The sequence below is a fragment of the Aliiroseovarius sp. YM-037 genome, assembly GCF_048060095.1.
In the GTDB taxonomy this organism is placed as follows: Bacteria; Pseudomonadota; Alphaproteobacteria; order Rhodobacterales; family Rhodobacteraceae; genus JBLUOA01.
This window is the reverse complement of record NZ_JBLUOA010000001.1, coordinates 169,391-187,312: the sequence shown is the minus strand read 5'-3', so window position 1 is coordinate 187,312 and position 17,922 is coordinate 169,391. Positions and strand designations below refer to the sequence as shown.

18 protein-coding genes are annotated in these 17,922 nt (G+C 58.2%); 8 read left to right on the top strand and 10 right to left on the bottom strand.

Annotated elements, in window-relative coordinates:
• Positions 1-659 precede the first annotated feature (659 nt).
• From ACEWPJ_RS00930 to ACEWPJ_RS00905, 6 genes are all read left to right on the top strand, one after another.
• Positions 660-1,013, top strand: a complete 354-nt coding sequence (locus ACEWPJ_RS00930; RefSeq protein ID WP_416510279.1) for a hypothetical protein — start codon at positions 660-662, stop codon at positions 1,011-1,013.
• Positions 1,014-1,161: 148 nt separating this feature from the next.
• Complete coding sequence (locus ACEWPJ_RS00925; RefSeq protein WP_416510278.1) at positions 1,162-1,842, top strand: hypothetical protein; 681 nt, start codon at positions 1,162-1,164, stop codon at positions 1,840-1,842.
• Between the two features lie 83 nt (positions 1,843-1,925).
• Positions 1,926-3,125, top strand: a complete 1,200-nt coding sequence (locus ACEWPJ_RS00920; protein WP_416510277.1) for a DUF1611 domain-containing protein — start codon at positions 1,926-1,928, stop codon at positions 3,123-3,125.
• Positions 3,122-4,243, top strand: coding sequence for an alanine/ornithine racemase family PLP-dependent enzyme (locus ACEWPJ_RS00915; protein ID WP_416510276.1), 1,122 nt, complete (start codon positions 3,122-3,124; stop codon positions 4,241-4,243). Before ACEWPJ_RS00920 ends, ACEWPJ_RS00915 begins: the two co-directional genes overlap by 4 nt.
• 49 nt (positions 4,244-4,292) lie before the next feature.
• Complete coding sequence (locus ACEWPJ_RS00910) at positions 4,293-4,526, top strand: hypothetical protein (RefSeq protein ID WP_416510275.1); 234 nt, start codon at positions 4,293-4,295, stop codon at positions 4,524-4,526.
• A 106-nt stretch (positions 4,527-4,632) separates the two neighbouring features.
• Positions 4,633-4,914, top strand: a complete 282-nt coding sequence (locus ACEWPJ_RS00905; protein WP_416510274.1) for a hypothetical protein — start codon at positions 4,633-4,635, stop codon at positions 4,912-4,914.
• Positions 4,915-5,129: 215 nt separating this feature from the next.
• On the opposite strand, the gene pncB is transcribed toward ACEWPJ_RS00905, so the two are convergent.
• Both pncB and pncA read right to left on the bottom strand, forming a co-directional pair.
• Positions 5,130-6,422: a nicotinate phosphoribosyltransferase gene (gene pncB, locus ACEWPJ_RS00900; protein ID WP_416510273.1), complete on the bottom strand. Its 1,293-nt coding sequence runs from the start codon at positions 6,420-6,422 to the stop codon at positions 5,130-5,132.
• A 3-nt stretch (positions 6,423-6,425) separates the two neighbouring features.
• Positions 6,426-7,034 carry a bifunctional nicotinamidase/pyrazinamidase gene (gene pncA / locus ACEWPJ_RS00895; RefSeq protein ID WP_416510272.1) on the bottom strand — a complete coding sequence of 203 codons (609 nt, stop codon included), beginning with the start codon at positions 7,032-7,034 and terminating at the stop codon, positions 6,426-6,428.
• A 108-nt stretch (positions 7,035-7,142) separates the two neighbouring features.
• Between pncA and ACEWPJ_RS00890 the strand changes: the two genes are divergently transcribed.
• A complete protein-coding gene (locus tag ACEWPJ_RS00890; RefSeq protein ID WP_416510271.1) occupies positions 7,143-8,054 on the top strand; it encodes a rhodanese-related sulfurtransferase in 912 nt (303 codons plus the stop codon).
• Here ACEWPJ_RS00890 and gyrB read toward each other — a convergent pair.
• The 8 genes from gyrB to mutM form a co-directional block, all read right to left on the bottom strand.
• Complete coding sequence (gene gyrB, locus ACEWPJ_RS00885; RefSeq protein WP_416510270.1) at positions 8,051-10,468, bottom strand: DNA topoisomerase (ATP-hydrolyzing) subunit B; 2,418 nt, start codon at positions 10,466-10,468, stop codon at positions 8,051-8,053. The genes ACEWPJ_RS00890 and gyrB overlap by 4 nt on opposite strands.
• Before the next feature lie 90 nt (positions 10,469-10,558).
• Positions 10,559-11,671 carry a DNA replication/repair protein RecF gene (gene recF / locus ACEWPJ_RS00880; RefSeq protein ID WP_416510269.1) on the bottom strand — a complete coding sequence of 371 codons (1,113 nt, stop codon included), beginning with the start codon at positions 11,669-11,671 and terminating at the stop codon, positions 10,559-10,561.
• 67 nt (positions 11,672-11,738) lie between these two features.
• Complete coding sequence (dnaN, locus tag ACEWPJ_RS00875; RefSeq protein ID WP_416510268.1) at positions 11,739-12,857, bottom strand: DNA polymerase III subunit beta; 1,119 nt, start codon at positions 12,855-12,857, stop codon at positions 11,739-11,741.
• A 116-nt stretch (positions 12,858-12,973) separates the two neighbouring features.
• Positions 12,974-14,344 (bottom strand): chromosomal replication initiator protein DnaA, encoded by a 1,371-nt coding sequence (gene dnaA / locus ACEWPJ_RS00870; RefSeq protein ID WP_416510267.1) that lies wholly within the window; start codon positions 14,342-14,344, stop codon positions 12,974-12,976.
• 32 nt (positions 14,345-14,376) lie between these two features.
• Positions 14,377-14,826, bottom strand: a complete 450-nt coding sequence (locus ACEWPJ_RS00865) for a rhodanese-like domain-containing protein (protein ID WP_416510266.1) — start codon at positions 14,824-14,826, stop codon at positions 14,377-14,379.
• Between the two features lie 214 nt (positions 14,827-15,040).
• Entirely contained in the window at positions 15,041-15,304 is a 264-nt protein-coding gene (rpsT, locus tag ACEWPJ_RS00860; protein ID WP_416510265.1) for a 30S ribosomal protein S20, read from the bottom strand.
• 96 nt (positions 15,305-15,400) lie between these two features.
• The gene (locus ACEWPJ_RS00855) at positions 15,401-16,177 is read right to left on the bottom strand and encodes an enoyl-CoA hydratase (protein WP_416510264.1); all 777 of its coding nucleotides are present in this window, start codon (positions 16,175-16,177) and stop codon (positions 15,401-15,403) included.
• A gap of 63 nt (positions 16,178-16,240) precedes the next feature.
• Entirely contained in the window at positions 16,241-17,092 is an 852-nt protein-coding gene (mutM, locus tag ACEWPJ_RS00850) for a bifunctional DNA-formamidopyrimidine glycosylase/DNA-(apurinic or apyrimidinic site) lyase (RefSeq protein ID WP_416510263.1), read from the bottom strand.
• A gap of 85 nt (positions 17,093-17,177) precedes the next feature.
• Here mutM and ubiE point away from each other — a divergent pair, with 85 nt between their 5' ends.
• Complete coding sequence (gene ubiE, locus ACEWPJ_RS00845) at positions 17,178-17,921, top strand: bifunctional demethylmenaquinone methyltransferase/2-methoxy-6-polyprenyl-1,4-benzoquinol methylase UbiE (protein WP_416510262.1); 744 nt, start codon at positions 17,178-17,180, stop codon at positions 17,919-17,921.
• Position 17,922: the final 1 nt, after the last annotated feature.

Here is a 17,922-nt window from a genome sequence, read left to right as displayed (position 1 = left end):
GTTCAGGTGACGTCAGGTTTTGCTCTTGCAGCGAATGTCCGCATAGCGGGCGCGACTGCAGCACCTCAAGCGGTTGGGCAAAGGCAGCTTTGGGCCGTCCACGACCGCCTCCTGAACACTTGTTGTGGTCGATGCTGCGTTTGTTCCAACGGCAGTAAGGAGGCCAATGTGACCAATGCCGCGTTTTGGATGAATGACTGCTTTCGGCCGTCGCACAATAGGGTGACATTGCTGGCGAAAGGACTGAGGGCAGGCTTGCCAATCCCCTCATTCAAGAGGCATTGCTGTCCTTAAAAACAAGACCCGGACCGTTTGCGTTGCAATTTCGGTGCCATGAGACTAGGTAGGTGGTACAAAGTTGTGGTTTTCTGCGGCATAGGCGCATCGCCTGCCAGAGCGAATTACAATCCTCTATCATGAAAATTCAGTTGTTAGGTCCGCAAGCAAGGATCTGATATTTGGGTAGTTTGCCGATGATATCGCGCACTACCACCCAGCCGGTGCGGTAGATCATCCGTTTTGGCGGCTGAGTATTCTCATGAATTGCGACGAGATTTGAACAGCGCCCTGTCGATCAATTCGACTTGGAACGGCCCTGACGCAAGTTTTCGTCCGCGCAAAAACAGTGAGGCGGCGCTTTCTCCGCCATAGGAATCAAAATGACTCTCCCAGAATGGACGAAACCAGGCCTCTACGGAGCTTTGGGTGGCGCGATCGCGATCTCAATCCTAGGCTTTTCTTTCGGCGGCTGGACGACCAGCGGCACTGCACAAGAAATGGCACAGGACCACGCCAGCGAAGAGGTGACCATAGCCATGGTGCCGGTCTGCCTCGATATGTCAGCATCCGACCCCGAACGTGCTGAAAAGCTGGCAAGCATTCAAGATGCCTCGGGATTTGGCCGCCGTCGGGCCATAATGGACACCGGTTGGGCGACGTTACCGGGCACTGACACTCCAAACCGCGATCTTGCAGCAGCCTGCATCGAAGGGCTCGAGCTGGATGGATCATGATGCAGGCGTGAGACTGCAACTGCCACCACGACCCTACAAGGCGCGTCTGTCTAACGGCGTTCAATCCATTATGACGTACGTTCTCGGTTCGGTTTGCGCTCTGCTTCTGGTCGTGGCCCCTGCGGTTGCTCAATCATCTGCCCCGCCAATGCCAGAAAACGCGAGCGCGAAGCGCTATGGCGAAGGTTGGGAATGCAACATCGGGTTCAGGCTTAACGAAGATACCTGCGATGCCGTTGTTGTGCCGGCAAACGCCTATGAGACCAACCGGACATACGGTCTCGGTTGGGAATGTCTTCACGGGTATCGCGTACTCGACAACATTGCTTGTGTTGAAGTGATTGTGCCCGATGGAGGGTTTCTCGACCCTTCTGGTGAACGCTGGCATTGCTCGCGAGGGTATCTCAAGGTCGACGATATCTGCCAAGAGATCACCCTGCCGGCAAATGCCTACCTCTCGGATGCGTCGTACCGGTCCGGGTGGAGGTGCGACCGCGGGTTTGAGGTCTCGGGTGATCTCTGCGTCGCCATCGTGGTTCCAGAGAATGCTTTTCTGAATGGAACAAGTTACGGCCGACCCTGGACATGTGAACGCGGCTTCTTCGAACAGGATGGCCAATGCGCGGCTGTTGTTATCCCGGCGCATGCCTACTTCGACGATGCGACCTACGGTGCGGGGTGGAGGTGTGAGCGTGGATACGCCGCGACCGACGAGGATTGCGAAGCGATCGACATCCCCGCGAACGCCCATCTCGACAGGTCGGGAAACCGCTGGGAATGCGACAGAAATTTCCAGAACTCAAAAGGTCAGTGCGTTCTAAGCGACTGACACTATCGCACTGAGATCCGCACTTGGCACGCTACGTCAGGACAGGTGCAAACCGCAGTGTCGACCACGAACGAGGAAACACAATGACGACCGAACTTAGCGCCGCGAGCGCCATCATTCGTATTGGCAGGGAGGCACAAACGCCGCCGCTAAGCGATTTTGAACTTGAACACTCAGCACCTGTTAAGCAGATCAACTTACGCCCAACCGCGATTGTCTATTGTGAGGGTAATTTCGCGAAAATCGACGGTAAGACAGCAAACGGCCTCGTGCGCCATTCTCAAGCTTATCGGGTCCTGTCTGTGGTCGATAGCCTTCACACAGGAGGGGACAGCGGCCTCATTCTTGACCGTGCGGCAAACCAGATACCAGTCCTGGAAACACTGGCTGCCGCTGTCGCCAATGAAGCCGTCATCCCCGATACGTTCATCTACGGGATGGCGCCATCTACGGGACGGCTATCTGCGGCTGACCGCGGCGTCGTTCTGGATGCAATCAATCTTGGAATGAACATCGTCAGCGGGTTGCACGAATTCCTGAGCGATGACCCCGAAATCGCCAGCGCCGCTACTCAGCAAGGTGTCACCATCCGCGACATTCGCAAGCCAAAGCTAAGCAAGGACATGCGTCTGTTTGATGGAAGCATCGCGGGTGTTAGCGCCTTGCGCATTGCGATTCTCGGGACCGATTGTGCCATTGGCAAACGGACAACGGCGACTGTCTTGGCGCGGGCCCTGAATGCAAAAGGCATCAAGACAGTTCTTGTTGGTACGGGCCAAACGGGTTTGATGCAGGGTGCGAAATACGGTGTGGCCATGGATGCCGTGCCGCCCCAGTTCTGCTGTGGCGAACTTGAGGGAGCGATTGTTGCAGCCTCAGAGGCAGAGCAACCCGATGTCATTCTGATCGAAGGCCAAGGCGCGCTTAGCCATCCGGCGTTCTGCACATCGGCTTTTATCCTGCGCGGCAGTCAACCGGATGCCGTTATCCTTCAGCACGCACCCAAACGGGCCCATCGCTGTGATTTCCCCAACATGCCAATGCCTACGCCGGCAAGTGAAATTTCCCTTATTGAGGCCTTTGCTGACACGAAGGTCATCGGGGTCACGATCAATCATGAGGGAATGTCCGAGGCCGAGCTTGCGGACACAATCACAGCGCAATCTCATAAACTGGGGCTTCCTGTGACCGATGCGCTCAGCCGGCCGGCAGCACATTTGCTAGCGATGGTCGTTGCCGCCTATCCTGGTTTGAAGCAAGGACCACCTGTGGCCGCAATATGAGCGCCCCGCGCATTGAGGTGGATCTGAGCAAGATACGCCACAATACCCAGACTGTTGTTCAGGCGCTGAATGCCCGCAGCATCGGCGTCACCGGCGTAACCAAAGCGGTCTGCGGCCGTCCCGCAATAGCGCAGGCCATGCTAGACGGGGGCGCAACAGGCCTAGCTGAGGCGCGCCTGAGCAACGTGAAGAGGTTGCGCAAAGCGGGCCTCCTCTGCCCGATTACCTTGATCCGAACGCCAATGCTGAGCCAGGTGGATGAGGTCGTCCAATTCTGTGAGGCAAGCTACAACACCGAGTTTGCCGTTATCACGGCCCTCGCTGCTGCTGCGATCCGGCACGATCGCGTTCACGACATCATCCTGATGGTTGAGATGGGTGATAACCGTGAAGGGATCATGCCAGCAGAACTTGCTGCAATCGCGCAGCGCATGGTCGACTTGCCGGGTGTCGCGTTGAAAGGCATAGGCGCCAATTTCGCCTGCCTCACCGGTGTGGCCCCTAATGCAGCCAAAATGGAGGCCCTGTCTGCTTTGGCAACGGAGGTGGAGAGGCAGTGCGGCCCGTTCCTTCAGACGGTTTCCGGCGGCAATTCTGCAAACCTGCCTTGGGCGTTCGGCGGGCATCCGACCGGCCGCATAAACGATCTGAGATTGGGCGAAGCAATCCTACTGGGTGTTGATCCACTGTCGGGAGGTCGGATTGACGGGATGTACACCGATGCATTCACGCTGGTTGCCGAAGTGATCGAGGCTAACAATCGGTCTGTGCTTCTGCCTCAAAGCAGCGCCTCTCCGGCGCTCGCATTGCATCTCATTGCGCCAAAGGGCGAAGACCCTACACGATTGATCCTTGCGCTGGGGCATCAGGATACAAACATTCTTGGGCTTCTGATGCCCGACGGAACGACGTTTATCGGCGCCACAAGCGATCAACTGGTCATCGGCACCACTCTGCCGAGCATGAGCGTGGGGTCTGTAGTGAGATTTCAGATGACTTACAGCGCTCTGATGCAAGCCATGGCGGCACCCGATATCAAGATATCGATGCTCCATGACCACCAGATGCCAGGGGGGCGGAACGCCGATGTAATACGCAAACACCTGGAAATTGTTTGATGCTTTTCGCCCCTTTGCTCGCAGATGAAATCAATAAGGAGATGAGCCGATGACCAAGCGGACCAAAAAAACTGTGTTCAAGGAGAGCTTTCTTACTAGGGAAACGCCGATGGACAAGACAAGCCGCGTCGTCAGAAAGATAATCGACGACGAAGCGGAACAGCGGCAAGTCAAACTCGACCGCCTTCGCAATGCCCGCCTCGAGCGAAAAGCGAACACGCCAACCAAGGCCGTCGCGGGGGCAAAGAAGAAGCCTTCGCCCAAAGTTGGTGTGAAGCAATGAAGCGGACCTTGAAGTCTGTTTCCAAAGGACGAATAATGTCCCACATTGGATCGCTCGAGGCGCCCACGGCGTCCCATTCGTTCCCGCGCCCGAGAAGGATCTGCTCATGAAGAATTCTGACGAAAATACGGACAAGGTTCACCATATTTGCCAGACTTATGTGGAAACGAAGGCAAGTCGAAGCGGGCAAGCGGGTCTGAAAGTTGACAAGCAATTCGAATACACAACCGCATTAGAAGCTCAGAACAGGGCCGAAAGAGAAGCCGATCGTGAAGAGTGCGCCGGTGCTGATGCCTATACGATCATCGAAGATCCGAGCACGGGCGAAGTCGGATCGCCGAGCTTCCTCGTCAGACTTGGCACTGTCCCGGAGATTGAAGAGTTCTAGGTTTCTGCTGCGAGGAGCGGGCGGCCAAAAAAGCACCTCGGACGCAACAAAGCGCCCACCAAAGACATTCCTCACGTCGCTCGCAAGAGAGGGACCACTCCGGAAAATCGGACGGCGATGCTAGAATAGCGGCCATTGGAGCAAGCACGGCGAAAGCTCACTTTGTCCCGCACACCTGCCGTCCGCAATGACGGAAATGCCCCACAAAGTTACCCCTAAACCACAACCTCAACCCGCTCCTGCTCGCCAACCGCAAACACCCGCTTATACCGCTTGATCTCCGCGTCAGGACCCATCGCCTTGTTCGGGTTGTCGCTCAGTTTCACGGTGGGTTTGCCGTTCGCCTCGACCGCTTTGCAGACCAGGGAGAAGGGTGCGAGGGCGTCGTCGGGGACGAGGCCTCGGAAGTCGTTGGTGAGGAGGGTGCCCCAGCCGAAGCTGACTTTGACCCGCCCCGCGAATTGGGTTTGCAGTTCGATGATTTTATCGACGTCGAGGCCGTCAGAAAAGATCACCAGCTTTTCGCGCGGGTCTTCGCCGCGATCTTTCCACCAGCGGATCGCGGTTTCTGCGCCGGTGGCCGGGTCGCCGGAATCGATGCGGATGCCGGTCCATTGGGTCAGCCAGTCGGGAGCGTTTTTCAGGAACCCTTCGGTGCCGTAGGTGTCGGGCAGGATGATGCGGAGGTTGCCTTCGTGCTCATCATGCCAGTCGGACAGGACGGTGTAGGGTGCGCGGGCGAGCGCTGCGTCATCCTCGGCCAACGCGGCGTAGACCATCGGCAGTTCGTGAGCATTGGTGCCGATCGCCTCAACCTCGCGCCGCATCGCGATGAGACAGTTTGACGTGCCGACGAATTTCTCGCCCAGCCCTTCCAGCATCGCCTGCACGCACCAATCCTGCCACATGAAGGAATGGCGGCGGCGGGTGCCGAAATCGGCAAGGCGCAGGTCCGGCACATCGCGCAGGCGTTCGACCTTTTCCCAGACCTTGGTCATGGCGCGGGCGTAAAGCACCTGAAGTTCGAACCGCCCCATCCCGTCAAGCACCGCGCGGGAGCGCAGCTCCATCAACACGGCGAGCGCGGGAATTTCCCAAAGCATGACTTCGGGCCAGGTGCCCTCAAACGTCAGCTCATACTGACCATCGCGTTTTTCGAGGTGGTAGGGCGGCAGGCGCATGCCCTCATACCACTCCATAAAATCGGGGCGGAACATCTGGCGTTTGCCGTAGAAGGTGTTGCCGCGCAGGAAGGTGGACTCACCACGAGACAGCGAGAGGGAGCGGATGTGATCGAGCTGTTCGCGCAACTCGCCCTCGTCGACCAGTTCCGCCAATCGGATCGACTTGGTGCGGTTGATCAGCGAAAACGTGACCTGCGTGTCGGGCTTGTTGCGGAACACGGACTGACACATCAGAAGTTTGTAGAAGTCGGTATCAAGAAGGGACCGGACAATCGGGTCGATCTTCCATTTGTGATTATAAACGCGGGTTGCGATATCGGCCATGATCTACCCCTCCAACCGAACGCCGGCGGCCTGCATCGCCTCGCGCGCAGTGGCGAGCGATCCGTCAAGGTCAATCGCGCGACAGGCGGATTGCAGGACAGTGACATCATAGCCAAGGCTGGCCGCATCAACGGCGGAGTAATAAACGCAGAAATCGGTCGCGAGGCCAACGAGAGTCAGCTTTTTCACGCCCCGTTCCGCCAGGTATCCGTCAAGCCCGGTCGGGGTTTCGTGATCGTTTTCAAAGAAGGCGGAATAGCTGTCGATCTCGGGCCGGAACCCCTTGCGGATCACGACATCGCCAAGGTCGGTGTGAAGGTCCGCGTGGAAGGCCGCGCCGCCTGTGCCCTGCACACAATGGTCTGGCCACAGCACTTGGGTGCCGTAGGGCAATTCGGTCGTTCCAAACGGCGCCGACCCCGCATGGGTCGAAGCAAACGATGAATGCCCGACCGGATGCCAGTCCTGCGTCAGGACACGCACCGCAAATTCCGGCAACATCGCGTTGATCTGGGGGATGATCTGATCACCGCCCTCCACCGCCAGCGCACCGCCGGGACAGAAATCGTTTTGAACGTCGATGACGATCAGGGCTTCGTCGGCTGGGCGCATGCGCGGTCTCCTGTCGATCCATTCCGTCTAAGAAACCCGCCCGACCGCGACAATGCAACCACGAAAGCGGTCTTGCGCGGGTTGCAGCGCGGGAGTATCCCGGCGCCCATGTTTACAGTTGCTGCACTTTACCACTTCACCCGGTTCGACAATCCGGCGGCGCTTCGTGCGCCGTTGCAAGCTGTTTGCGATGCCGGGGGCGTCAAGGGATCGCTACTGCTCGCGTCCGAAGGCATCAACGGCACGATCGCCGGAACCCGTGCAGGGATTGACGCGGCCCTTGCACATATCCGCGCCCTGCCCGGCTGCGCGGCGCTTGAGCATAAGGAAAGCCCAGCCGCCGAGATGCCCTTCAATCGGATGAAAGTGCGCCTGAAGCGTGAGATCGTGACGATGGGCCAGCCGGATGTCGACCCCACCGCCGCGGTCGGGCATTACGTCGAAGCGAAGGATTGGAACTATCTGATCTCGCAGGACGATGTCGTCGTCATCGACACCCGTAACGACTACGAGGTCGCCATTGGCACGTTCGAAGGCGCGGTGGACCCGGAAACTAAAAGCTTCGGTGAATTTCCGGAATGGTGGGAAAAGAACAAGGATCGGTTTCACAACAAGCGCGTGGCGATGTTCTGCACCGGTGGTATTCGCTGTGAAAAATCCACGAACTACCTGATCGGTCAGGGGGTGGAGGATGTGTTCCACCTAAAAGGTGGCATCCTGAAATATCTGGAAGAGGTGCCAGAGGCCGACAGCAAATGGGACGGGTCGTGCTTTGTCTTTGACCAACGCGTGTCAGTCGAACACGGGCTGCGTGAAGGCCCGCACGCACTTTGCTTTGCCTGCCGCCGCCCGATCCTTCCGAATGACAAGCAGCGTGCCGAATACGAAGAGGGCGTTAGCTGCCACCAATGCGTTGACGAAACGACCGACGACCAAAAGGCCCGCTTTCGCGAACGGCAAAAACAGATCGCCCTGTCGAAAGCGCGGGGCGAGCAGCATGTCGGGCCGAAGACCGCTTAGAAGTCCAGATTCTCGACGTTGAGGGCGTTGGACTGAATGAACTCCCGCCGGGGTTCGACCACGTCGCCCATTAGCTTAGTGAACATATCGTCCGCCTCGGCCACGTCATCGATCTTGACCTGCAACAGCGTCCGCGCATCAGGATCAAGCGTGGTTTCCCAAAGTTGGTCTGGGTTCATTTCGCCAAGACCCTTGTAGCGTTGCAGGTTCAGCCCCTTTTCGCCTTCGGACAGGATCGCTTGCAACAACTCGGACGGGCCGTGGATCATGGTCTCCTTATCCTTGCGGATCAGTTTCGCGGGCTTGCCATACGCGTCGATCAGGCTGTCGGTATAACTGCCGAGCTTGCGCGCCTCACCAGAGCGGATGACGTGCCCGTCCAGCGTGCGGACCTCTTCGACCCCTCGCAGCAGGCGAGCGAGCCGGATGCCCTTGTCCTGCGTCGGGCGGCCTTGCCAGCCGCGTTCGTATTCCACTGCGATCAGGTCAAGCCGCGCGGCGATAGCATCGGCCACCCCTTGCAGGTTCTGGTCGACCGCCCCCGGCACAAACGCGGCGGCAATCGCGGCCTGTTCCAGAATGTGCTGAGGATAAAGTGTCGGGAAGGCTTGTAGGATGCGACGGATCTGGCGCGCTTCCTCTACCACGCGGGCAAGGTCTTGGCCGGTGATCTCTTCGCCCGAAGCAAGGCGAAGCGACGCGCCCTCAATCCCCTGCTGGATCAGGTAATTGTCCATCGCCGCCTGATCCTTCAGATAGACTTCGGATTTGCCGCGGCTGACTTTGTAAAGCGGCGGCTGCGCGATGTAGAGGTATCCGCCTTCGATCAACTCCGGCATCTGACGGAAGAAGAATGTCAGCAGCAACGTCCGAATGTGGGCGCCGTCCACGTCTGCATCCGTCATGATGACAATCTTGTGGTAGCGCAGTTTTGAGATGTCGAACTCATCCCGCCCGATCCCGGTGCCAAGCGCCATTACTAGGTTGCCGATCTCCTGGCTGGCGAGCATCCGGTCGAACCGCGCCCGCTCCACGTTCAGGATCTTGCCCTTCAGCGGCAGGATCGCCTGCGTCGCCCGGTCACGCCCGGTCTGGGCCGACCCGCCGGCGCTGTCGCCCTCGACAAGGAAGACTTCGGTCTTCGACGGGTCTTTCTCGGAACAATCCTTGAGCTTTCCGGCAAGGAAATTAACATCCATCGCGGTCTTGCGCCGGGTCAGTTCCCGCGCCTTCCGCGCCGCTTCGCGGGCAAGGGCGGCTTCAACGATCTTGCCGACGATTTGCTTCGCCTCGTTCGGGTTTTCCTCAAACCACTCCGCCAGTTTTTCGTTCACGAGGCTTTCGACCGCTGGGCGGACCTCGGAGCTCACCAGCTTATCCTTGGTCTGGGAGGAGAATTTCGGGTCCGGCACTTTGACTGACAACACGCATGTCAAACCTTCGCGGGCATCGTCGCCGGTGAAGCTGACTTTTTCCTTCTTCGCGATGCCGGAGGTCTGCGCGTAGCTGTTGATTGTGCGGGTCAACGCGCCCCGGAAGCCCGCCATATGCGTGCCGCCATCGCGCTGCGGAATGTTATTGGTAAAGGGCAGCACAGTTTCGTGGTAGCTGTCATTCCACCACATCGCGACCTCAACCCCGATCCCGTCCTTTTCGCCGGTCATGAAAATCGGATCGCTCATCACAGGTGTTTTGGACCGATCGAGGTATTTGACGAATTCGCGCACACCACCTTCGTAGAACAGTTCGGTGCGCAGCGGCTCTGCCGGGCGTTCATCGGTCAGAATAATCCGAACGCCGGAATTCAGAAACGCCAGTTCGCGCAGACGGTGTTCCAGCGTTTTGAACACATATTCGCGGTTGGAAAACGTATCGATCGAAGCCAGAAACCGCACTTCGGTCCCTTTGCGCCCGTCGGCATCTCCAACAACGCGCAAGGGTTCGGTGGTAAAGCCACCCTCAAACCGCGCGTAATGCTCTTTGCCGTCGCGCCAGATCCGAAGCTCCAGATAATCCGACAGCGCATTGACAACAGACACACCAACCCCGTGCAGGCCGCCCGACACCTTGTACGAGTTGCTGTCGAACTTCCCGCCCGCATGCAGCTGGGTCATGATAACCTCGGCCGCAGAGACACCTTCGTCCTCGTGAATCCCGACCGGAATGCCGCGCCCGTTATCGCTGACCGACACGCTGTCATCGGCGTGGATCGTGACGTTTACGGCGTCTGCGTGACCGGCAAGCGCTTCGTCAATACCGTTGTCAACGACCTCATACACCATATGGTGCAGGCCAGAGCCATCGTCGGTGTCACCGATATACATGCCGGGGCGCTTGCGAACCGCCTCCAAGCCTTTGAGAACCTTGATAGAATCTGCGCCGTATTCTTCTGGTTTTTGCGCGTCTTCGGCCATACTGCTCTTCCTTGTTTTCTGCGCAAGTTTATACCCTGTCCGCAGGGGGTTGTCACGCAGATGACACGAAGTTTCGCAGGGTTTCAGTGCCTAAATCGGCGCTTCGGTAACGGTCGAATTTCCACCGTCTTCGGTGACGTTCAGATAGGTCGCCCGGTCGCCCAGCGCATCGAACAAATTTGGCTCTGTCCCGGTCATCCACGCCTGCGCGCCGAGTGCGCAAATCTCATCATAAAGTGCGGCGCGGCGGCCGGGATCAAGATGCGCGGCGACCTCATCCAGCAGCAGGATTGGCGGCGCACCGATGCTATCCGAAAGCGCGCGCGCATTGGCGAGGATCAGCGAAACCAGAAGCGCCTTCTGCTCTCCGGTCGAGCAATCCCGTGCAGCGACCCCTTTCGCGGTGTAGGTAGCGAGCAAATCGGACCGGTGCGGCCCGATCAACGTTCGCCCGGCCTGAAGGTCGCGCGGGCGCCCCTCCTCCAACGCGGCCTCAAAATCCTCTGTGACCCTGAAGGCGTCATTCCCGTCCGCATGGACCAGACCAAGCTCAGCAACCGGAAACGCCGTCTCTGCCTGCGTCTGCGCGGCGGCAAGCGTCGCCAATACCGCATCGCGGTTCGCCTGAATCTCTGCACCCGCTTCGGCCATCTGGGATTCCAGCGCACGATACCAATGGGCATCCCGCACCTGATCCTTCAACAGCCTGTTCCGCTCCCTCATCGCCTTTTCATAAGCGAGAGTCACCTCGGCATGGCGCGGCTCGAAACTCAGCGTCATGCGGTCCAGGAACCGCCGTCGGCCGTCCGCCCCTTCAATCCAAAGCCGATCCATTGCCGGAACCAGCCACAAAACCCGCGCAACACGCCCCAGCGCCACCTGCGTCGCGGCCTTGCCATCAATCCGAACGCTGCGGGATTGACCATTCTCTGACCACGTCTCAACCTCATGGGTCTGGTTCAGACTGAACAGCCCTGCGGCGATCTTCCAGCCGAGCGCTTCCGGGCGACGTGCAATGTCGTCTGCCGCAGCCCGGCGCAAACCACGACCGGGGGACAGCAGCGAAATCGCCTCAAGAATATTGGTCTTTCCGGCGCCGTTCGGCCCGTGAATCGCAACCGGACGCGGCCCGATCTCTAGCCGCAACGCCTTGTGTGACCGAAAATGGGACAGGACCAGCGACTGTAGGGAAAGCCCCGCCATCTACGGCCCTTCATCTTTCCTCAAATATCCCCGCCGGAGGCACCTAAACATCCAGCGCGACATCACCTTACACGCGCATCGGCATGACGACGTAGATCGCCGACATATCGTTTCCTTCGCGCATCAAGGTCGGATCACCGGAGGAGTTGAACATGAAAACAGCATTCTCGCGGTCAACCTGACTCGCGATCTCAAGCAGGTATTTCGCGTTGAACCCGATTTCCAACCGCTCATCGCCATAGGCAACCGCCAGCTCTTCTTCCGCAGCACCGCTGTCAGGCGCGTTGACGGACAGGATCAGGCGATCCTCATCAAGCGCCAGTTTCACCGCACGGGACCGTTCCGATGATACGGTCGCCACACGATCCACGGCCTGCGCGAACTCCGCCGCATCGACCTCAAGCTTGCGTGTGTTACCTTGCGGGATAACGCGCGTGTAGTCGGGGAAAGTGCCGTCGATCACTTTCGATGTCAGTGTGATGTCTGGTGTGGCAAAGCGCACCTTGGTTTCCGACACGGATACCGCGATCTGCGTATCGTCGTCTTCCAGAAGCTTGCGCAGCTCACCCACAGTTTTACGCGGAACAATCACACCGGGCATGTCCGCAGCACCATCAGGCAGATCCGCGTCGATCCGGGCCAGCCGGTGGCCATCGGTCGCGACGCAGCGCAGCACCTTGCCACCGTCGGATTCCGACACGTGCATGTAAACGCCGTTTAGGTAATACCGGGTCTCCTCGGTCGAAATCGCGAATTTCGATTTGTCGAACAACCGACGCAGAACCGGTGCTGGCGCCGAGAAATTCGCGGCGTATTCCGATGTCGCCATCACCGGGAAATCTTCCTTGGGCAATGTCGCGAGCGAGAAGTTCGACCGACCCGCCTCAACCGACAGACGGCCAGACGCACCGTCGTCGTTCAACGTGACCAATGCGCCGTCCGGCAGCTTGCGCACAATCTCGTGCAGGGTCACGGCGGACACCGTCGTTGCGCCGGCCCGTTCGACTTGCGCCAAGGTCTTGTCGACCACTTCGATATCCAGATCGGTTGCGCGGAAGCTGACAGTCTCTCCCTCCGCTTCGATCAGAACATTGGCGAGGATCGGGATGGTATTACGCCGTTCGACCACCGACTGCGCTTGCGACACCGCCTTCAGAAGCGCGCCGCGTTCGATGCTGATTTTCATTCCCTCGCTCCTGCAAAATGCCGGGGCGGCGAATGTAACCTATTCACCCCCCCGGTAAAGACTTTTTTGGACTGTCCAATGGTTTCGCGGGGGCGTCAAGGGACGCCCCTGACAAATCACGCTTCGAGGCTGCGCCGCAGAAGCTCCAGATCCTCGGCGATCTGGTTGTCGATGGATTTCAGTTCTTCGACTTTGCGCACGCCGTGCATGACCGTCGTGTGATCCCGACCGCCGAACCGCCGCCCGATTTCGGGCAGACTACGAGAGGTCAGATGTTTCGACAGATACATCGCGATCTGCCGCGGTCGCGCGATCGTGCGCAGGCGCTTTGGGCCGATCATCTCACTCAGCCGGATGTTGTAATGCTCACTCACCTTGCGCTGGATTTCCTCGATGGTGATCTTGCGGTCCGACGCGCGTAGGATATCGGCAAGGCAATCCTGCGCCAGTTCCAGCGTGATTTCACGCCCGACGAGCGAGGCGAAAGCGAACAGCCGCGTCAGTGCGCCTTCCAGCACCCGCACGTTGGTCGAAATCCGATGCGCAAGGAATTCGAGCACATTTTCAGCCAGCACCAGATCAGGATAGGTCTTGCGATACTGGTCAACCTTCTGCTGAAGAACGCCAAGGCGAAGTTCGTAATCCGTCGGGTGAAGGTCGACAACCAAACCGCATTGAAGGCGCGATTTGATCCGATCCTCAAGGTGTTTGATTTCGCCCGGTGCGCGGTCTGCTGAGATGATGATTTGCTTGTTCTGATCGACCAACGCATTGAATGTGTGGAAGAATTCTTCCTGTGTGCTGTCTTTGCCCGCGATGAACTGCACGTCGTCGACCATTAGGATATCGACCGAACGGAACAGTTCCTTAAAGTCCATCATCCGTTTTTCGCGCAGCGCCTGAACGAAGCGATACATGAACTGTTCGGCGGACAGGTAAACGACGTTCAGCTCCGGACGGCTCGTCTGAAGCTCATGCGCGATGGCGTGCATCAGGTGGGTCTTACCAAGGCCAACGCCCCCATAAAGGAACAGCGGGTTGAAGGACACCGCGCCGCCCTCGGCTACGCGCTTAGCCGCCGCATGGGCAAGTTCATTGGGCTTGCCGACCACGAAACTGTCGAAGGTGAAGCGGCCATCGAGCGGCGCGCCGGGCAGGCCGGAGTCATCTTTGGCCGCGGGCACAATTTCAACAGGGTCGGCTTTGTTGATGGCGGGTTCCGCGGCGGCCTTACGGGTCGTGCGGCTGCTTGGAACGGAAAACTCTACCCGGCTGACGGATTCCCCGACCTCATTCATTTGATGCAGAATCTGGTCGCCGAAATTGCGCGACACCCAGTTGCCGATAAAGCTTGTCGGCGCATGAAAGGTCGCGACCCCATTTCGCAGACCATTAAATTCCAGCGGCGCGATCCAATTTGCAAAGTTGTTCTTGCCTACTGTCTTTTGAAGTTCGTCCCTAACCCGTCCCCAGGATTCGTTTGTCATTTATTGCTACCCGCTTCGTCAAAAATTTTACGTTAAGACTGGCGCCAGGCCAGCCCCCGGACTTTCCAGCCATTCAGCCGGCCCCGGTGACCCTCAACGTCCAAATCTCCTTCGAAGCCTTCCGCAATATTTATACAGTCAGCCGTAATGCCCTTGTCAGCCAAGGCACCAGCCACCGCATCAGCAGCGCGCAAAGACCGCACCCCGGATCGACAGAGAAAGAAAAGCTTGTCGGGAATCTCCGGCCCCAGCTTTTCGATCACGGTCTCAACAAAATGCGGGTTAATAGACATGTCCGGATAGCGGGCCCATTCGACGAAGATCGCCGACCGGCCTAAACTTTCCAGATCAGGAACACCGACAAAACCCCATTCGGCCTGTGTCCTGACATCGATAAGCATAGCGCTTTGATCTTGTTCCAGCGTGGTCCAGGTTTCATCAGGCAATAGCTCTGAAACACGCGGGGCAGCGCCCGTGCTCATCTCATGTCCCCCCAAAGTAGACGTGAATCGCAGGGCCAAGCTAGCAAGGGGTTTGCGGCCCGCGCAACAGAACTTCGACCTTGACTCAGTCTTTGTCGAAACGAATCCCAAGGGGGGTAAAAATTAACGTTGGAAAACAGTGGAAGTCGCAATTCGCAAAGAAAATGGCGTGGCCATTTGACCACGCCATTCTCGAAAACAAACTGTCTTTAAGTTAGCCGATGGCTTTAACCCGCGCAGACAGGCGCGACATTTTGCGCGCAACGGTGTTCTTGTGCAGGACACCTTTGGTCACACCGCGCATCAGCTCAGGCTGGGCCTGACGCAGAGCGGTTGATGCTGCATCTTTGTCACCGGAGGCGATCGCTTCTTCCACCTTGCGGAGGAAAGTGCGGATGCGCGAACGACGCGCTTTGTTAACTTGGAAACGGGCTTCGTTCTGACGAGCGCGTTTTTTTGCTTGAGGCGAATTGGCCATAGTCGGACGTCCCACTGTTTGGGTTCGTGAATTCTGAAGTCGGGCTTCTATGACCGACTCGCATCCAAGTCAACCGGGTTGGCGTAGTTTTTCGGTTTATTTATCGCGGAATTGCGGTTCGCGTTTCTCCAGGAACGCCGCCATCCCTTCGGATTGATCCTCGGTCGCGAACAGCGAATGAAACAGGCGGCGTTCAAACAGCAGCCCTTCATTCATCGTGGTTTCATAGCTGCGATTGACCGCTTCCTTGATCGCGGTCGTGGCGATCATGGATTTTTCGGCGATTTTTTGCGCCACTCCGGTTGCTTCTTCCATCAGCTTCTTGGCCGGGACAACGCGACTGACAAGGCCGGAACGCTCCGCCTCTTCCGCGTCCATGAAGCGACCGGTCAGGTTCATGTCCATTGCCTTCGATTTGCCGACAAAGCGGGTCAGCCGTTGCGATCCCCCGATGCCCGGCATAACGCCAAGGTTGATTTCCGGCTGCCCGAACTTCGCGGTATCTGACGCGATGATGAAGTCGCACATCATGGCCAGTTCGCACCCCCCGCCCAGCGCATAGCCGGAAACCGCAGCGATGATCGGCTTGCGACATTTCAGGAATTCATCGGTTTCGCGTCCGAACAGGTTTTCGGTGTAAACATCGACAAAGGATTTCTCCGACATCTCCTTGATATCGGCGCCCGCCGCGAATGCCTTTTCCGATCCGGTGATGATGATGCAGCGGACCTTGTCGTTTTCTTCCGCTTCTTTCAGTGCATCCGCCAGCTCGGTCAGAAGCTCGGTGTTGAGCGCGTTCAGCGCATCGGGACGGTTGAGTTTAATCGTTTTGACGTGGTCTTCGATCTCGACGATCAGCGTCTCATAGGCCATGTGATTGCCATTTGTTGCTTCAATCTGGAGCGCAGCCTTAGCATTCCTGCCTTACGGATCAAGCTATCTTTGGCATTGCGCGCAATAGAAAGTGGATCGCCCCGATTGCACGATTCGCCCGATTGTGCCTTTGCAGTCAGCGGTTTGACATACATCGCCCTCGCGTCCATAGGCGCGAAAACTGTGCTGAAAATACCCAAGCTCCCCACCCGTCTGCCGATAATCCTTGAGCGAGGAGCCGCCAGCGTCGATCGCTTCGGACAAAACATCGCGGATCGCGGGAACGAGTGTCGCCACACGCGGCGCGGAGATCGCGGACGCCTTGCGTTTCGGGGAAATGCCGACGCGGTGCAGCACCTCGCAGACATATATGTTGCCAAGGCCTGCGACGATTCTCTGGTCCAGTAGCGCGGTTTTTATGGGTGAGCCTCGACCGCGAAGCTGCCCGATCAGATAGGGTTCGTCGAAGGCATTTCCCAAAGGCTCTGGCCCGAGTTGGGCAAGCAGCTTGTGCGACTCGACCTCAGACGTCGGGGCCAAGTCCATCGCACCGAAACGGCGGGCGTCGTTGAATGTCACCCGCGCACCACCGTCCATATCCAGCACGACATGATCGTGCTTTTCCGGCGCGGGATGGGGGTGCGCGAACTCTCCAACCGTTTGGCCAGAAATCAGCATCCGCCCTGACATGCCAAGGTGGATCAAAAGCGTTTCGCCGGTATCAAGATCGGCCAGAATATACTTCGAACGCCGCCGGAGCGCTGTCACGGTCGCGCCGGTCAACCGCTCTGCCATCCGGGGGGGGAAGGGCCAGCGCAGATCAGCGCGGCGCACGTCGGCCTTGGCTATCCGCTGCCCTTCCATCACGGGTTGCAGACCGCGACGAACCGTCTCGACCTCTGGTAATTCCGGCACGGCGACCCTTCCTTTGATCTGGAGCGCATTGTATCGCAGTCTCACACCCTTATAAGGGGTGCCGCATTACAGGACGACAAGACCCATGAGCGCAAAAACCACGCATTTCGGTTTCAAGACCGTTGATGAGGCCGAAAAAGCCGGGATGGTGCATGGCGTCTTTACCAATGTCGCGTCGAAATACGATGTGATGAACGACGCGATGTCGCTGGGCATTCACCGAATCTGGAAAGACGCGATGATGGACTGGCTCGCGCCGCGTCCGGACCAGGCGTTGCTGGATGTCGCCGGCGGCACCGGCGATATATCTTTCCGATTCCTCAAGCGCGCGGGTCATGGGCATGCCACCGTGCTCGACATGACGGAATCCATGCTGGTCGAAGGACGCAAGCGGGCCGAGGCCGGGCAGATGGCCGGCAGCCTCGATTGGGTCGTCGGTGACGCGATGGCGCTGCCGTTTGAAGATGCGAGTTTTGACGTCTACACCATTTCCTTCGGCATCCGGAATGTGACCCGGATCGCCGATGCGCTATCGGAAGCGTTCCGCGTGTTGCGGCCCGGCGGGCGATTGATGGTGCTGGAATTCAGCCAGATTCCAAATGACATGATGCAGAAGGCTTACGACCTCTATTCCTTCAACGTCATTCCGAAAATGGGCAAGATGATCGCGGGGGATGAGGATAGCTATCAATACCTCGTCGAATCCATCCGCAAGTTCCCGGATCAGGAGAGTTTCGCGAGCATGATCCGCGAGGTGGGGTTCGAAAACGTCAAATACCGCAACCTGACGATGGGTATCGCGGCACTTCATTCCGGCTGGAAACTCTGAC

Excerpts from the sequence above, each read along its gene's own strand:
- ACEWPJ_RS00925 (WP_416510278.1), top strand. The coding sequence starts at position 1,162 with ATGCCAGAAAACGCGAGCGCGAAGCGCTATGGCGAAGGTTGGGAATGC.
- gyrB (WP_416510270.1), bottom strand. The coding sequence starts at position 10,468 with ATGGCCGAAGACGCGCAAAAACCAGAAGAATACGGCGCAGATTCTATC.
- dnaN (WP_416510268.1), bottom strand. The coding sequence starts at position 12,857 with ATGAAAATCAGCATCGAACGCGGCGCGCTTCTGAAGGCGGTGTCGCAA.
- ACEWPJ_RS00915 (WP_416510276.1), top strand. The coding sequence starts at position 3,122 with ATGAGCGCCCCGCGCATTGAGGTGGATCTGAGCAAGATACGCCACAAT.
- ACEWPJ_RS00910 (WP_416510275.1), top strand. The coding sequence starts at position 4,293 with ATGACCAAGCGGACCAAAAAAACTGTGTTCAAGGAGAGCTTTCTTACT.
- recF (WP_416510269.1), bottom strand. The coding sequence starts at position 11,671 with ATGGCGGGGCTTTCCCTACAGTCGCTGGTCCTGTCCCATTTTCGGTCA.
- ubiE (WP_416510262.1), top strand. The coding sequence starts at position 17,178 with ATGAGCGCAAAAACCACGCATTTCGGTTTCAAGACCGTTGATGAGGCC.
- ACEWPJ_RS00865 (WP_416510266.1), bottom strand. The coding sequence starts at position 14,826 with ATGAGCACGGGCGCTGCCCCGCGTGTTTCAGAGCTATTGCCTGATGAA.
- rpsT (WP_416510265.1), bottom strand. The coding sequence starts at position 15,304 with ATGGCCAATTCGCCTCAAGCAAAAAAACGCGCTCGTCAGAACGAAGCC.
- ACEWPJ_RS00905 (WP_416510274.1), top strand. The coding sequence starts at position 4,633 with ATGAAGAATTCTGACGAAAATACGGACAAGGTTCACCATATTTGCCAG.
- ACEWPJ_RS00920 (WP_416510277.1), top strand. The coding sequence starts at position 1,926 with ATGACGACCGAACTTAGCGCCGCGAGCGCCATCATTCGTATTGGCAGG.
- pncB (WP_416510273.1), bottom strand. The coding sequence starts at position 6,422 with ATGGCCGATATCGCAACCCGCGTTTATAATCACAAATGGAAGATCGAC.
- ACEWPJ_RS00930 (WP_416510279.1), top strand. The coding sequence starts at position 660 with ATGACTCTCCCAGAATGGACGAAACCAGGCCTCTACGGAGCTTTGGGT.
- ACEWPJ_RS00855 (WP_416510264.1), bottom strand. The coding sequence starts at position 16,177 with ATGGCCTATGAGACGCTGATCGTCGAGATCGAAGACCACGTCAAAACG.
- pncA (WP_416510272.1), bottom strand. The coding sequence starts at position 7,034 with ATGCGCCCAGCCGACGAAGCCCTGATCGTCATCGACGTTCAAAACGAT.
- ACEWPJ_RS00890 (WP_416510271.1), top strand. The coding sequence starts at position 7,143 with ATGTTTACAGTTGCTGCACTTTACCACTTCACCCGGTTCGACAATCCG.
- dnaA (WP_416510267.1), bottom strand. The coding sequence starts at position 14,344 with ATGACAAACGAATCCTGGGGACGGGTTAGGGACGAACTTCAAAAGACA.